Source organism: Corynebacterium sp. CMW7794 (assembly GCF_001563605.1).
In the GTDB taxonomy this organism is placed as follows: Bacteria; Actinomycetota; Actinomycetes; order Mycobacteriales; family Mycobacteriaceae; genus Corynebacterium; species Corynebacterium phoceense.
In genome coordinates this window covers 1-13,769 of sequence record NZ_KQ961706.1, presented here as the reverse complement: position 1 = coordinate 13,769, position 13,769 = coordinate 1, and the positions used below count along the sequence as shown (strand labels likewise).

Here is a 13,769-nt window from a genome sequence, read left to right as displayed (position 1 = left end):
GAACTAGCATGATGAGTGTGTCTGATACATCCTCCTCTACCCTCGGCCACGGTCTCAAGGTCCGCCACCTCACGATGATGGGGCTCGGCTCGACGATCGGCGCCGGACTCTTCCTCGGCACCGGCGTCGGCATCTCCGCCGCAGGCCCCGCCGTCCTTGTCGCCTATGTCATCGCTGGCTTCCTCGCTATCCTCGTCATGCAGATGCTCGGCGAAATGGGCACCGTCATCCCCGCCTCCGGCTCGTTCTCGGAGTACGCGGAACACGGTATCGGCCGCTGGGCCGGATTCACACAGGGCTGGATTTATTGGCTGGCCACCGTCGCCGTCCTCGGCGCAGAGATTACCGGCGCGGCCGGCTTCATCGGCGCATGGTTCGGCGTCACCCCCTGGATCCCCGCCGCCATCTGCGTCGCCATCTTCGGCATCATTAACCTGCTCCACGTCCGTAGCTTCGGCGAGTTCGAGTATTGGTTCGCGGCCATTAAGGTCATCGTCATCGTCGCCTTCCTCATCATCGGCGCGCTCCTCATCTTCGGCCTTCTGCCCGGCCACACCTTCATCGGCAGCGAGGTCTTCCTCGCGGACGGCTTCATGCCCAACGGCCTGGGCGGCGTCGCAGCGGCACTTCTCGCCGTGGCCTTTGCTTTCGGCGGCATCGAGGTCGTCGCCATCGCCTCCGCCGAATCCGAGGACCCTAAGCGCTCCCTGGTCAACGCCGTGCGCTCGACCATCCTGCGCATCTCCGTGTTCTACCTGGGCTCCGTCCTCGTCATCACCTTCCTCCTGCCCTACTCGTCCCTGGGCAACGCGAAGTCCGCCGCCGAGTCGCCCTTCACCATGGTCCTCGAACGCGCGGGCATCCCCGGCGCTGCCGGCTTCATGGAGGTCATCATCGTCCTAGCGCTGCTCTCCGCATTCAACGCGCAGATTTACGCGTCCTCGCGCATGATGCACTCGCTCGCCGCCCGCGGTGAGGCCCCCAAGTTCTTTACCAAGACCAACGCGAAAGGCGTGCCCACCAACGCCATCGCGTTGTCCGTGGCGCTCTCCGTGGTCATGGTCATCCTCAACTACGCCGACACCGGCTGGCTGCTCACCTTTATGCTCAACGCCGCAGGCGCCTCGCTGCTCATCGTGTGGGTCTTCATCGCGGTGAGCCAGCTGCGCCTGCGCCGCCAGCTTGAGACCATCCACCCCCTGCCCATCCGCATGTGGGCCTTCCCCTACCTCACGTGGTTCGCACTCGCTATCTTTGTAGCACTTGCCGTGCTCATGCTTTCCGATGCCTCCGCGCGCGTCCAACTCGTCTCCGCCGCCGCCATGTTCGCCGTCCTCACCGTTGCCGGCATCATCAATGCCAAGGTCCGTGGCATCTCCCCCACCGCGCGCCTGCCGCTGCCCGACACCGCCCATGCTTCCGATGCACCCCGCGTCTAGGACTCAGCCCTAAGCTCCCCGTCGCTCCCCGCGTTGACCCCAAGACGCACCCCATGCCCTAGACTCCCCGCGGAGTCCAGGGCACTCGTGTCTGTGCGCCCGGCGACGCCTTATTTCATGCGCAGCTTCCCGCGCTCACTCACCTCAAAGCCGTGGCCGTCGGCTGCCGTGACACTGAGATACGGCTCCTCGCCTGGTCCCTTGAAGGTCACGCGCACGCCCTCCACATCGGTTTGTGTGCCGGCCTTAATCTCGCGCACGCGCTTATAGTTGTCGCCGCCAAGCTCAGACGCCATCGTGTCATCACTGCCCACGTATCCGTAGCGGAACGTGCCATCCTCGGTACGCTCCACAAGGTTGGCCGGCGTTTGCCCCTCAGCGCCCTCGACCAAAGGCGCATCCATCTGGTTAATCATGCAGCGCACAGTGGCGCCTTCGTCCGCGATGGAGCAGTCACCCATGCCAAAGCGAATGCGATACTCGCCCGTGCCGATGCCACCCGCAAACGCGCCTGGGTGCAGCCACGTAAGGCCCGCCTCCTCTGCCTCGGCACGCAGCCTGTCCGACTCGGCCTTCGACGCCTCATAGTCGTCCGTGGGTTTCGTGTTCTCCGCCGACGCAGTACCATTCGCAGTGCTCGCCGCCGCGGCCGCAGAGGATTCCGCAGCCCGAGGCTGCGGCTGTGCCGTCGAGGTCACCACGATGACTTCCGGATCAGACGACGTGCACGCACTCAGGCCCGCCGCCGCGACGGTGATCAGGGACAGGGGAAGGAATAAGAAACGTCTCATGGCCCCAACGTTAGCGCGGCCCCCGACATCACCATGTAGAAACCCCGGCGCCGCAGTCTGAGCTGCGGCGCCGGGGACAGGAGACGGCCTAGGCGGGGTGGCTTTCCTCCACCACGCGCGGCGCCTTGGGCGTGGAACGGAAGGTCCACAACTTGTTGATGATGAAATTGATGGGCATCGCCACGATGATAGAGATGATGTTGGCCCAGTAGCTCTTGTTGCGTAGGCCTGAGGAGTCATCGAAGATTTCCGAGGACAGTGAAATGGGCGAAGTCGGATTGACTAACGCAATCATGACGACCTGCGAAACCACATAAGCGCCGATGCCGGTGAGCAGGAACGGAAAGAACCCGCGCCACCACGACACTTTGTCGACGGAGCTAAACGTCCACTTGCGGTTGAGCTGGTAATTCCACACGTTCGCGACAAAGAAGGCAATGAACGCGAAGATGTTGTACCAGCGCACGTTGAAGTCCGTGAAGGGGATCGCCAGCAGCGAGTCGTAGTAGTGAATACCCCAGACAGCCTCGAAGAACTTCTTCGCGACGACGAACATGACCGCGTTGACCACGGTGCCTGAGCCGCCCACGAGGCCGAATTTAATAAACTGCCCCAAGTTTGAGGCGAAGCGGCCGGCCGTAACTGACGTGCTCATGGCGGCGCCCTTCCTAGTGGTGGATTTTTCTATAACTGTCCTAGGGTACCCCGCCAGTCCCGCGAAATTGAAAAGCGACGCCGCTTGCCAGTGAACGGATCCCTCAACCACAGAGACGTCGCAACCAGCGCCAACGGCGTAGAAAAGTCGTAAAGCGCCAGTCCCTTATCCACCGGATACGTGTCATCTCCCACAATCGGCGAGCCAAGATAGTTCAGCAGCACGCGCAACTGGTGCGTATGCCCCGTCTCCGGCCGCAGCACCACCTCGTCACCGCGGCCTTCAAGCCACGTCCGCGTGCGCGTGCCCGCTGGATCCACGCGCACCTGGCGCTCGCCCCGCTCCTTGCGCATGCCCAGGTCCACGACGCCCGCCGCGCGCTCCAACGGTGAGGACACGAGCGCATGATATTCCTTGTGCACTTTCCGCCGCGCAAACAGCTCTTGGTACGCCCGACGCGTCGCCGGGTTACGCGAGCACACGACCACACCCGACGTGAGCCGGTCGAGCCGATGCAGCGGCACGATCTCGTCCTCACCATATTCCACGCGCAGCCGCGTTTGCACCGTCTCGCGCACAATTCGCCCATTCGACGTCGTGGGGAGAAAATGCGGCTTATCCACGACGATAAGGTCGCGGTCAGCGTAGAGCACCTCGTAGTGGAAAGGAATCGGCGGCTCCGGCGGCACCGCGGGGTGGTACCACGCCGGCACGGGCCGCTCCAGAATACGTCCCGCAGGCAGCCGCTCCCCCGGTGAAAACGGCGAATCGCCTGCCGATGCCGCCCAATAGGCAACGTCGGCAGGCACCCGGCCCACAAGGACCGTCTTGCGCGGCGAGATTCCCTCCCGCGCCGGCGGTCGCCAGGAGCCGACCGGAGAGTTAGGCCGCAAGGCGCGCGCACGCCGTGTCGACGCGCTCGTCCGTGCCATTCAGCCCCATGCGAATGAACTGCTCGCCCTCCGGGCCGTAGAAGTCGCCCGGGGCGACAAGGATTCCGCGCTCGGCCAGCCAGTCGACCGTGTCGCGGCAGTTTTCGCCACGGGTAGCCCACAGGTAGAGACCTGCCTCGGAATGCTCGATGCGGAAGCCCGCGTCCGTGAGCGCACGCACAAGCTTGGCGCGGCGCGCGGCATAGCGACCGCGCTGCAGCGCCTCTGAGTCGTCGTCCTCCAACGCTGCGACCATGGCCGCCTGGATGGGGCCCGGCGTGATAAGGCCGGCGTGCTTGCGCAGCTCGAGCAGCTCCGCGATAAGCGCAGCGTCGCCGGCGAAGAAGCCCGCGCGGTAGCTCGCCATATTCGCGGACTTTGACAGCGAATGCATGGCGATAAGGCCCGTGTTATCCCCGTCCGTCACGCGCGGATCGAGGATGGAGACCGGCTGCTTCTCATCGTCCCAGCCCAGACCGATGTAGCACTCGTCCGAAGCCACAATCGCGTTATTCGCGCGTGCCCACGCGACAACCTCACGCAGGTACTCGATGGTGAGCACCTCGCCCGTCGGATTCGACGGCGAGTTGATAAATGCCAGGCCAGCAGAGCCGAACTTCGCCGGGTCAGACTCGCGCACCGGCGTGGCCCCCGCGATGAGCGCGCCCACCTCGTAGGTCGGGTACGCCACCGGCGGGATGACGATGGTCTCGCCACGCAAGCCGAGCAGAGTAGGCAGCCAGGCGATGGCTTCCTTCGTGCCCACCACGGGCAGCGTCGCCGCCGGGGACTCGACCGCAATGTTGTAGCGTCGCGACAGCGCGTCGAAGATGGCCTGGCGCAGCTCCGGCGTGCCGGCAGTGGCCGGATAACCGGGAGCCTCTGCGGCAGCGGAGAGCGCCAGCTGCACGCCGGGCGCCACCGGGTCAACGGGGTTGCCCACCGAGAGGTCGACAATTCCGTCCGGGTGCGCCTGGGCCTTAGCCTTGGCTCCGGCCAGCGAGTTCCAAGGGAAATCCGGAAGTGTATTACCTAGCGGCGTGCGTGCCATCATTGTCCTCTCCCACGCAAGCGGTGATTACTTAGTCTTTCTGCTAGTCCTGGTTCTGTGGACCGAGGGCAGCAACGAGCGGAGCGTCGAAGTCCTGCGGGCCCAGCGCCGCGGCGCCGCCCGGGGAACCCAGAGAATCGAAGAACGCCGCGTTCGCGTCGTTGTAGTCGAGCCACTCGTCCGGCACGTCGTCTTCGTAGAAGATGGCCTCGACGGGGCACGCGGGCTCGCAGGCGCCGCAGTCCACGCACTCATCAGGGTGGATGTAGAGGGAACGCTTGCCCTCGTAGATGCAGTCGACCGGGCACTCCTCAACGCAGGCACGGTCCATCACGTCGACGCAAGGCTGCGCGATAGTGTACGTCATGGGTTTGAAATCACTTCCGAAAAATTGAGATTACGTCAGGGGGATGTGAACTTACCTAGTATGTCACTTCCCATTGAAGAAAGGCCACCCGCCCCCGGCTACTCCAGCCGCAAATAACAGGATGGTCGATAATGTGGCGGGCAACGCTTGCAGGCTGCCGATGCCCCCTGCTAGCGCCAGAGCCAAAAAGCCCAGCGTCCACACGATAAGGGGCACCGCGGCGACAAGCGTGCGGCGCGACCATAACAGCGCCGTGCGCGTGAGGACAAGGTTGAATCCAAATGCCACGGCGATGGTCACGGGGAACGGGATGGAGGTCTCCCCCAGCGGCAGACGCGCGCCGAGGTAAACCACCTCGAGGAGCAACGAGAAGATTGCACCGAGGCTCAGCCACACCAATCCCGTCACCGCCTCGCCCCGATCGAAATTCGTGCGAATCACCGGCTGCGCCTGCTCTCGGGCCTGCTGGGAAGGCTGCTCCGCCTGCGTGTTATTCATCGCTCGAGTCCTGCGAACAAACCTGCAGCGCCTTCTGCTGGCGCCGCCGCGGCGGTACCTGCCTGGCCCAGGTGATAGAACTCGGCGCGCAGCAACGGCATGACGAGCAGGTTCGACAATCCGAAGGCCACCGGCGCCACGGCCGGGTCGCCGATGCCCGCGAAGGCCGAGACCGGGTTCGTCCGCGACACCGTTCCGTCCGCCAGCCAGATCTGCGTCGGGTGGGCGGCCATGCCCGCGCGCTTGGCGGCGTACGCCGCGTCATCGAGCGGGTAGCGCACGAACGTCTCAGTCTCCGAGGCCTCGTTCGTGAAGTTATCGAGGTAGTCCCTGTCCGGCTTCTGCCAGCCCTCGGGCTCGGTGAGTGTGTCGAGGCCCGCGTAGTTCTGTGCGCGGTCGAAGACAGCCCACCACACGCGACGGTCTCCCGCCGCGGTGTGAACCGCCTTATGCACCGCGATGTGGTCCGGGTGGCCGTAGCCGCCGTCCGGACCGTAGGTCACGATAATGTGCGGGTCGAGCTCCGCAAACCGGCCATGCAGGTGCCCCGCCGCCTCCTCGACACGGTTGACCAGTGCACGCGGGTGCTCGTGCGCGGGTGAGCCTTCCATGCCCGAGTCGCGGAAGAAGCCAGCGCCGCCCACAAACTCGTGCTCGATGCCCAACGCCGCGACGGCGTCTTCGAGCTCGCGCACGCGCAAGCCTGCCAGCACGCCGTTGTCCACGACGCTCTGGTACGGCTCGCCGATGACTTCGCCCTCATCGCCCAGTGTGAGCGTGAGCAAGGTGACCGTCGCGCCACGGCGCGCCAGGTCCGCGAGCGTGCCGCCGGTAAAGAGGACCTCATCGTCCGGGTGCGCATGCACCGCGACCACGCGGAAGCCAGTCAAATCCGTCATTCTTTTCGTCCTTTGTCCTCGTTCGTGCCCTGTTTCGCGTCGTTGTCTTGGTCTGCGCCCTTATCGGCACCTCGCGCTGCTTCGCGGGTGGCCGTCGACGTCGCGGCCAGGTCCTTGTCCTCGGGCGTCCACTCGGGTGCCGTCGCGAGTCCCGCGCGCCATGCGTCCACTGTAGTCCCCGGTCCCACGATGCCCTCTCCCAGGGCGAGGAGCCGTGACTCGGCGAGCAGCGGAACAACCACGTGGCTGCGCGCCTGCCACTCCGCCAACGCGCGGGCGGCATCGGCAGCCTTCGTCTCCCCGCTCAGAATCGCCGCACGCGTCACCGCCGCGTCCGGCGGGCACACGCCGGACAGCTCGCCCGGGAAGGTCTCCGGAGTCTCGTCCTCGTCCCACAGATCGCCCAGCGACGTCGCGGTCTCCTCGCTCGTGCGCTCCGCCGCCGCGCTATCCTTTGCCGACGTGTCTGCCACAGAAGGCTCCGGCGAACCCGGCGTGGTCGACCCGGCTGGGTCAGCCGCGCTTGGTGCAGCTGACGACGTTGTCCCCACCGGGACCGGATCGCTCGCACAGACGTAGGAGCTGGCCACGCGGAGTGGATTCTCGTCCACAGTATCCCAGCTCAACACGGCATCGACCGTGCCCGAGGGCAACGACTCCGCCGCCAATGTGCGCATGCGGTCCGCAACCACCTTCGCGCTCACGCCGTGCAGGGCGAGCTGGTCGACGAGGATATTGGCCGCCGTAGCCGCCGTCGTATCGGAGGGATCGACGCCGATGTGCACGGGACGTCCCAAGGCGACGAGCTCTGCGACGTCGGGGTTGTCTGCCGCCTCGGACGAGGGGGCATCGGCAGCCTGGCCTGGGACATCGAGCGGCGCGGTGCGCCCGGTGGCCAACCGTGCAACCTGGCGGGCATCGATGAGCTCCGCGAGCTGCGCGCGAGCTTCCTCGGGCAGCGCGACATGCAAGCGCAACTGACGCGCGGTATCCACCGTCTCCGCGTCGACATCCGGCAGGAGCGAGAGCGCCTCGAGCGTGGTCTGCTCCGGCGTGAAGTCCGCGAAGCCAATCTGGCCGGAGCGCAGCATATTGATGGCCTGCTCCGCGTCGCGGACCGAGCGCAACATGATGACGTCGGTGCGCGCAGGGTCCTTGCCCCAGTAACGATCGTTGCGGTTGAGCGTAATGACCCCACGGGCGCGGTCCACGGTCGCGACGAGGTAGCGGCCCGCCGAGGCAGGAATATCGTCATGCAGGACCGTATCGAAGGCGACGTCACCGAGCAGGTGGGACGGCACGAGCCCGTGGAAGAGCCCCTGCCAGTTCGCGACGCGTTCGCGGAAGTCGACGGTGACGACGCGCCCGCCGTCGCTCGAGGCAATCGTCGAAATGGCTCGGTAGCCCGCCGGGTCCTGGACGCCGGCGGTGGTCACCATGCCGTGCCACAGGTAGCTGAAGTCTGCCGCGGAAATGGGCGTGCCGTCTGACCACTGCGCGGCGGAGGAAATCTTGTACCGCACGCGCTGCGCAACACCCCGCGGGGCCTCGACTTCCTCGGCGCTATCGAGCAGGTCTGTATCCATGACGCCGTTGCGGAACGCGGACGGCAGCACGAGGTCCGTGAGCTGCTGGACGAGCTCCTGATTATTCGCGGCGAGATGCGGATTGAGCCCGCCCACCAGCGGATCAACGCCGATGGAAACCGTGGTGCGCTCCGGCACGTCCGTCGCCGCGCGCGTGGTCGTGGGAGTCCCCGTGACGGTCGCGGCTTCCTCTTCATCGACAACCGGCGGCGGGCCGGGGTTGGCAGCACACGCACTCAACGCGCAGGCGCACACGAGCGCAGTCGCACCGCGCAGGAGGGGCTGGAGGAATCGCACCATGTCTCGTACTTTCTCCGCTTTTCTACGGTAATTCTGTCGAGCCTACTGTAGCGCCGTGCAGCGCACAGACGAACGCCGCCGCGTCCTCCTGCGTGAGAGCAGGCGGGCGCGGCGGCGCCGTGTGAAGCAGAATCTTACTTATTCAGCTGCTTTGCGCGCGACGCAGCGCGCTTACGGTCCGTCGCCGACAGCTCGACCTTGCGCACGCGCAGGACGTTCGGGGCAACCTCGACGCACTCGTCGCCGCCACAGAATTCCAGCGCCTCATCGAGGGACAAGGTGCGGGCCTTCTGCAGGGTCACCGTGGCATCCGCGGTAGCGGAACGCATGTTGGTGAGCTTCTTTTCCTTCGTAATGTTGATGTCCATATCCTCATCACGGTTGTTGGCGCCCACGACCATGCCCTCGTAGGCCTCCATGCCCGGCTCCACGAAGAAATCGCCGCGGTCTGCGAGCTGCTGCAGCGCGTACGCCGTGATCTGGCCGGAACGGTCAGCGACGAGCGAGCCGGTGGCACGCGACTTGATCTCGCCAGCCCAGACGTCCAGGCCATCCGAGATGGAGTTGGCGATACCCGCGCCGCGGGTCTCGGTGAGGAACTGGGTGCGGAAGCCGATGAGGCCACGGGCCGGAACACGGAAGGTCATGCGGACCCAGTCGCCCTCGCGGACGTCCATGGACTGCATCTGGCCCTTACGGGTGGCCAGCAACTGGGTGACGGCGCCCTGGTGCTCGGACGGGGTGTCGACCGTGAGCATCTCGTACGGCTCCATGGTCTTGCCATCGATGACCTGGGTAACGACCTGCGGCTTACCCACGGTGAGCTCGAAGCCCTCGCGGCGCATGTTCTCAATGAGAACGGACAGCGCCATCTCGCCGCGGCCCTGGACTTCCCAGGCATCCGGACGCTCGGTGGGCAGAACCTTGATGGAGACGTTACCGATGAGCTCCTGGTCGAGGCGGGCCTTGACCATACGAGCCGTGAGCTTGTCGCCGCCGCCCTGGCCGGCCATCGGCGAGGTGTTGACGCCGATGGTCATGGAGATGGCCGGCTCATCGATGTGGATCTTCGGCAAAGCAACCGGGTTGTCGACATCAGCGATGGTATCGCCAATCATGATCTCCGGGATACCGGAGATAGCGATGATGTCGCCCGCGATGGCCTCGGTATCCGGCTCTCGCTCGAAGCCGACGGTACGCAACAGCTCGGCAACCTTGACGTTCTTGACAACCTCGTTGCCGTCCTCGTCCCAGGAAATCCACGCGACCTGCTGGCCCTTCTTGATCTTGCCGGAGTAGATACGCAGCAGAGCAATACGGCCGAGGAAGTCAGAAGAGTCGAGGTTGGCGACGTGTGCCTGCAGCGGGCCGTCGACGGAAGCAGACGGCTCCGGCAGGACGTTGTAGATAACGTCGAAGAGCGGCTGGAGGTCTTCGCCCTCCGGGACATTGCCGTTGCCCGGGTTCTCGGTAGACGCAATGCCGGCACGACCGGAAGCGTACAGAACCGGCAGGTCGAGCAGTTCTTCCGCAGCGGCCTCGGCCTCCGGGTCGTCGAGACCCGCAGCGATTTCGAGCAGCAGGTCCTGGGACTCGGCAACGACTTCGTCGATACGTGCGTCCGGGCGGTCCGTCTTGTTCACACAAATGATGACGGGCAGCTTGGCTTCGAGAGCCTTGGTGAGCACGAAGCGGGTCTGCGGCAGCGGACCCTCGGACGCGTCAACAAGGAGGACAACGCCGTCGACCATGGAGATACCGCGCTCGACCTCGCCGCCGAAGTCGGCGTGACCCGGGGTGTCGATGACGTTGATGATGAGGTCGCCACCGTCCTTGCCCAGGCCCTTACGGTGGATGGCCGTGTTCTTCGCGAGAATGGTAATGCCGCGCTCGCGCTCCTGGTCATTGGAGTCCATGACGCGGTCCGTGTGCTCGCCGTGGTCACCGAAAGCGCCGGACTGCTCCAGCATGCCGTTGACGAGGGTGGTCTTACCGTGGTCAACGTGGGCGACGATGGCGACGTTGCGGAACTCGGTTTGGGTCACGAGGGGGATTCTCCTTTAAGAATCTGGGGGTGAAATTTCCCGCACCAGTGGCAGTTCCGCACCGCTTACCCTGGCAGCGACCTCAGAAGGCCTGCGGATAAGGGCGCTCATGTCCGTCAAGCGGGGCCCGAATGCCACCGCCGTCTGCACGGGGAAATTATGAACGGGTAAGAATCTTACCCCCAACACGGCAAAGACGCAGCATTAAGGACCACGACAGCCACCCCACAGCGACCAAGAGTGGGCATTCTCACCGCGAGCACACTCTCGCAGGAAACGACACACCCCATCCCAACACCGTCGCACACCCCAACCAAAAGTCACAGATCGGTAACAATTTCACAGGCGCCCCACAAAATCCAGCCTCATTAGTTGACCGAGAAACTCAAGTGACTATTGTGACTCATGTTGATTATTTGACAATAACTTAATGTTTGTTCAGCGGCGCGCCCTACGCTCTGCCCGACACGGATGGCTGGCTGGCCGTCCTCGTCGGTGCGGCGTAGCCCACGCCGCCGTCGGTGTATCTTCGTGCCTTCGCGCGGAGCGTGCCCGACTGCATTGTCTCCTATCCACAGAAGGAAACCCTTTACCCGTGAGCTCCTCGGTTACCGTCCTGCGCCGTGCCGCCGCTGCGTGCGTTGCCTCCGCGACGCTCGCTGCGACCGCCACCGCTGCGGCCATTGTGCCCGCCACTGCCGCCGCGCCGGACTTCTCCTCCGTCACCGGCCTGCCCGCGTCCTCCAACCCGCTCGACGGCCTAGGCCGCCCCACGCCGGAGACGCAGTCGCGCATTCACGCCTTCGTGGATCAGCCTTTCGTTCCGCAGGACCTCCGCAACGCCGTGCTCTCTGCGCTGGCGTTCAGCACCGGGGAGGGTGCCACCGGCGAGGGCGGCGTCCAGCTTGTCGACGGCGGCCCCGGCTTTACCCAGTTCTACTGGCCGACGGTCTCCGCGAACTGCATCGGCGGCCAGCAAGACGCCATGGGCTCCGCCATCGCCGTGCCCGGCCCCACGGACATCCCGGCGCCTGGCGCTGGCCCCGGCGAGATGGTCTTCCTCTTTACCGCACTGGGTACGCAGACCGCCGCCCCCAACCAGGGCGCCATGAGGGTCCAGTGGTTCAACATCGATAATTTCGCATTCGGCGAAACCCCGCTCACCAACCACGGCATCAACCCGGACGGCCCCACGACGGTTTCCGGCCGCGCGCAGACCGGCACCGGCACCGTCGTCGCCGTGCTCTCCGGCGCCGTGAACACCGCCGAGTCGCGCTGCACCTTCGCCCCCACCGCCGCCATCATCGAGGCCAAGTAATGCACGCGCCGAAGCTGGAGACCTTCCGCCTCGCTGACCACATCAACGTCGATCCCAAGGGCATCGACCGCACCGTCGACGCGTACGAGCGCCACGAGTTCGGCCTCTACATGGCCCGCGGCGCCAACCACCCGCGCTTCGGCTACCTGGAGTCTTGGCTACTTCCGGGCCTAGGTCTGCGTGTCAACAAGTTCCATGAGCGGGCGGGCGGCCACTTTTACCAGGACTTCTACATCGACGTCGCCAGCATTGAGCTTTCCGATGCCGCCTGGACCACCCGCGACCTCTACATCGACCTTCTCTCCACGACCGGCTCCCCTATCACCGTCGATGACATCGACGAGCTCTCGCAGGCCACCGCACAGGGGCTCATCTCCGCCGAGGACGCCGAGTTCGCCATCGACGCCACTCTGCGCGCCGTCGACGGGATTACCCGCCACAACGACAACGTCATTGACTGGCTCACGGCCATTGGCTACCCACTCACGTGGGCGGAGCATGTCGAACTCGTGCCGGAAGGCTAGCCAACCAGTAAGATTGGCGCGTCAATCCCCTCCCTAGCGCAAAGGATTTCTTCATGGCCGGTGGACTCTTCGCCCTTCTCGATGACATCGCGCTCATCGCCCGCTCCGCCGCGGCGAGCGTCGATGACGTTGCAACACTCGCTGGAAGAACCTCTATCAAGGCAGCCGGAGTTGTCATCGATGACGCCGCTGTCGCCCCGCAGTACGTCCAAGGCGTCCAGCCCGCGCGCGAGCTGCCCATGATCTGGCGCATCACGAAGGGCTCGCTGCGCAATAAGCTGGTCATCATCCTGCCCATCGCGCTCATCCTGTCCTGGATCGCGCCGTGGGCGCTTACTCCCATCCTCATGGCCGGCGGCACGTACCTGTGCTTCGAGGGCGCGGAGAAGGTCATCCACTTCTTCAAGCGCGATGAACACCACGAGGATGCCGCTCCCACGAGCGAGTCTCCCAAGGAGGCCGAGGACCGCTTGGTCTCCTCTGCCATCACCACGGACCTCATTCTGTCCGCGGAAATCATGGTGATCTCCCTCAACGCCGTTATAGAGGAGACGTTCTGGCTGCGCCTGGGCACGCTCATCGCCGTCGCTATCCTCATCACTCTCGGCGTCTACGGCGTCGTCGGCCTCCTCGTGAAGATGGATGACATGGGCATCGGACTGCTCAAGCGCCGCAACGGCAAGTCTCCGCTGGGCACTGCCCTCGTCAAGGGCATGCCCATCGCCCTCAACATCATCTCCGTCATCGGTACCTTCGCCATGCTCTGGGTCGGCGGCCACATCGTCATCAACGGTCTCCACGAATTCGGCGCGCACGAGCTCCACAACCTCATCGAGCGCGCGGCAGCGATCACCTCAAACGGAGCCCTGCAATGGCTCATCGACACCGGCATCTCGCTCGTGTTCGGTTTCCTCCTAGGCCTCGTGGTGGTCTCCATCATCACCTTCGCCAAGCGTTCGGCTGGTTCTACCGCGCGTTCATAAATTCCTCCTCGAGCAGTTGCTTTTCTTCTTCCACCCACGCCGGCAATGGTCCTTCTAGCTCCGGCGCGACCGGCGTTCCCGGCGGGTGGTACCAGCCCTTGGGTGGCACCCAGTAAATCGTTCCGCGCCTTCTTAAGAACCCGCGACCATCCACCTCGTTGACGGCGTTGTGATACTGGCACGCAATCGTGAGATCCTCCGGGCTCGTCTCCCCTCCGTTGCGCCAGGCTTCCAGGTGGTGCACCTGGCAATCGTGCGCACCCTTCGAACAGCCCGGCCAGGGGCAGACGGGATTCTCACCCATGGCCATCAGCCGCTGCTTCGTGGAGGCAAACCGCGAAATCCGGTGCAGATTCACCGGCCCGTACACCGGGTGCAACA

General features: G+C 64.9%; 14 protein-coding genes. 4 read left to right on the top strand and 10 right to left on the bottom strand.

Features of this window, described 5'->3' with window-relative positions:
* The first annotated feature begins 11 nt into the window (after positions 1 to 11).
* On the top strand, positions 12 to 1,439 hold the full coding sequence (locus HMPREF3227_RS00135; RefSeq protein WP_369799439.1) for an amino acid permease: 1,428 nt from the start codon (positions 12 to 14) through the stop codon (positions 1,437 to 1,439).
* Positions 1,440 to 1,549: 110 nt separating this feature from the next.
* On the opposite strand, the gene HMPREF3227_RS00130 is transcribed toward HMPREF3227_RS00135, so the two are convergent.
* From HMPREF3227_RS00130 to typA, 9 genes are all read right to left on the bottom strand, one after another.
* Entirely contained in the window at positions 1,550 to 2,230 is a 681-nt protein-coding gene (locus tag HMPREF3227_RS00130; protein ID WP_066509299.1) for a hypothetical protein, read from the bottom strand.
* A gap of 88 nt (positions 2,231 to 2,318) precedes the next feature.
* Positions 2,319 to 2,885: a GtrA family protein gene (locus tag HMPREF3227_RS00125; protein WP_066490606.1), complete on the bottom strand. Its 567-nt coding sequence runs from the start codon at positions 2,883 to 2,885 to the stop codon at positions 2,319 to 2,321.
* A gap of 29 nt (positions 2,886 to 2,914) precedes the next feature.
* Entirely contained in the window at positions 2,915 to 3,694 is a 780-nt protein-coding gene (locus tag HMPREF3227_RS00120) for a pseudouridine synthase (RefSeq protein ID WP_231732300.1), read from the bottom strand.
* 73 nt (positions 3,695 to 3,767) lie between these two features.
* Positions 3,768 to 4,868, bottom strand: coding sequence for a succinyldiaminopimelate transaminase (gene dapC, locus HMPREF3227_RS00115; protein ID WP_066509295.1), 1,101 nt, complete (start codon positions 4,866 to 4,868; stop codon positions 3,768 to 3,770).
* A gap of 43 nt (positions 4,869 to 4,911) precedes the next feature.
* Complete coding sequence (fdxA, locus tag HMPREF3227_RS00110; protein WP_066490601.1) at positions 4,912 to 5,235, bottom strand: ferredoxin; 324 nt, start codon at positions 5,233 to 5,235, stop codon at positions 4,912 to 4,914.
* 63 nt (positions 5,236 to 5,298) lie between these two features.
* Positions 5,299 to 5,733, bottom strand: coding sequence for a hypothetical protein (locus HMPREF3227_RS00105; protein WP_066509287.1), 435 nt, complete (start codon positions 5,731 to 5,733; stop codon positions 5,299 to 5,301).
* Complete coding sequence (locus HMPREF3227_RS00100; RefSeq protein WP_066509285.1) at positions 5,730 to 6,632, bottom strand: PIG-L family deacetylase; 903 nt, start codon at positions 6,630 to 6,632, stop codon at positions 5,730 to 5,732. The genes HMPREF3227_RS00105 and HMPREF3227_RS00100 overlap by 4 nt, the downstream gene beginning before the upstream one ends.
* Positions 6,629 to 8,518 carry an ABC transporter family substrate-binding protein gene (locus tag HMPREF3227_RS00095; protein WP_066490583.1) on the bottom strand — a complete coding sequence of 630 codons (1,890 nt, stop codon included), beginning with the start codon at positions 8,516 to 8,518 and terminating at the stop codon, positions 6,629 to 6,631. The genes HMPREF3227_RS00100 and HMPREF3227_RS00095 overlap by 4 nt, the downstream gene beginning before the upstream one ends.
* Before the next feature lie 134 nt (positions 8,519 to 8,652).
* Entirely contained in the window at positions 8,653 to 10,563 is a 1,911-nt protein-coding gene (gene typA / locus HMPREF3227_RS00090; protein ID WP_066490573.1) for a translational GTPase TypA, read from the bottom strand.
* A gap of 595 nt (positions 10,564 to 11,158) precedes the next feature.
* On the opposite strand from typA, the gene HMPREF3227_RS00085 reads away from it, so the two are divergent.
* The 3 genes from HMPREF3227_RS00085 to HMPREF3227_RS00075 are packed head-to-tail and all read left to right on the top strand — an operon-like array spanning position 11,159 to position 13,388.
* On the top strand, positions 11,159 to 11,881 hold the full coding sequence (locus HMPREF3227_RS00085; protein WP_066490563.1) for an Rv1157c family protein: 723 nt from the start codon (positions 11,159 to 11,161) through the stop codon (positions 11,879 to 11,881).
* Positions 11,881 to 12,405, top strand: coding sequence for a ribonuclease FAU-1 family protein (locus HMPREF3227_RS00080; RefSeq protein ID WP_066509278.1), 525 nt, complete (start codon positions 11,881 to 11,883; stop codon positions 12,403 to 12,405). The genes HMPREF3227_RS00085 and HMPREF3227_RS00080 overlap by 1 nt, the downstream gene beginning before the upstream one ends.
* 53 nt (positions 12,406 to 12,458) lie before the next feature.
* A complete protein-coding gene (locus tag HMPREF3227_RS00075) occupies positions 12,459 to 13,388 on the top strand; it encodes a DUF808 domain-containing protein (protein ID WP_066490547.1) in 930 nt (309 codons plus the stop codon).
* Here the strand turns inward: HMPREF3227_RS00075 and HMPREF3227_RS00070 are convergent.
* Positions 13,372 to 13,769: HNH endonuclease signature motif containing protein (locus HMPREF3227_RS00070; protein WP_231732299.1), on the bottom strand; the 398-nt coding region annotated here is incomplete at its 5' end. The two genes, HMPREF3227_RS00075 and HMPREF3227_RS00070, sit on opposite strands and share 17 nt — an antisense overlap.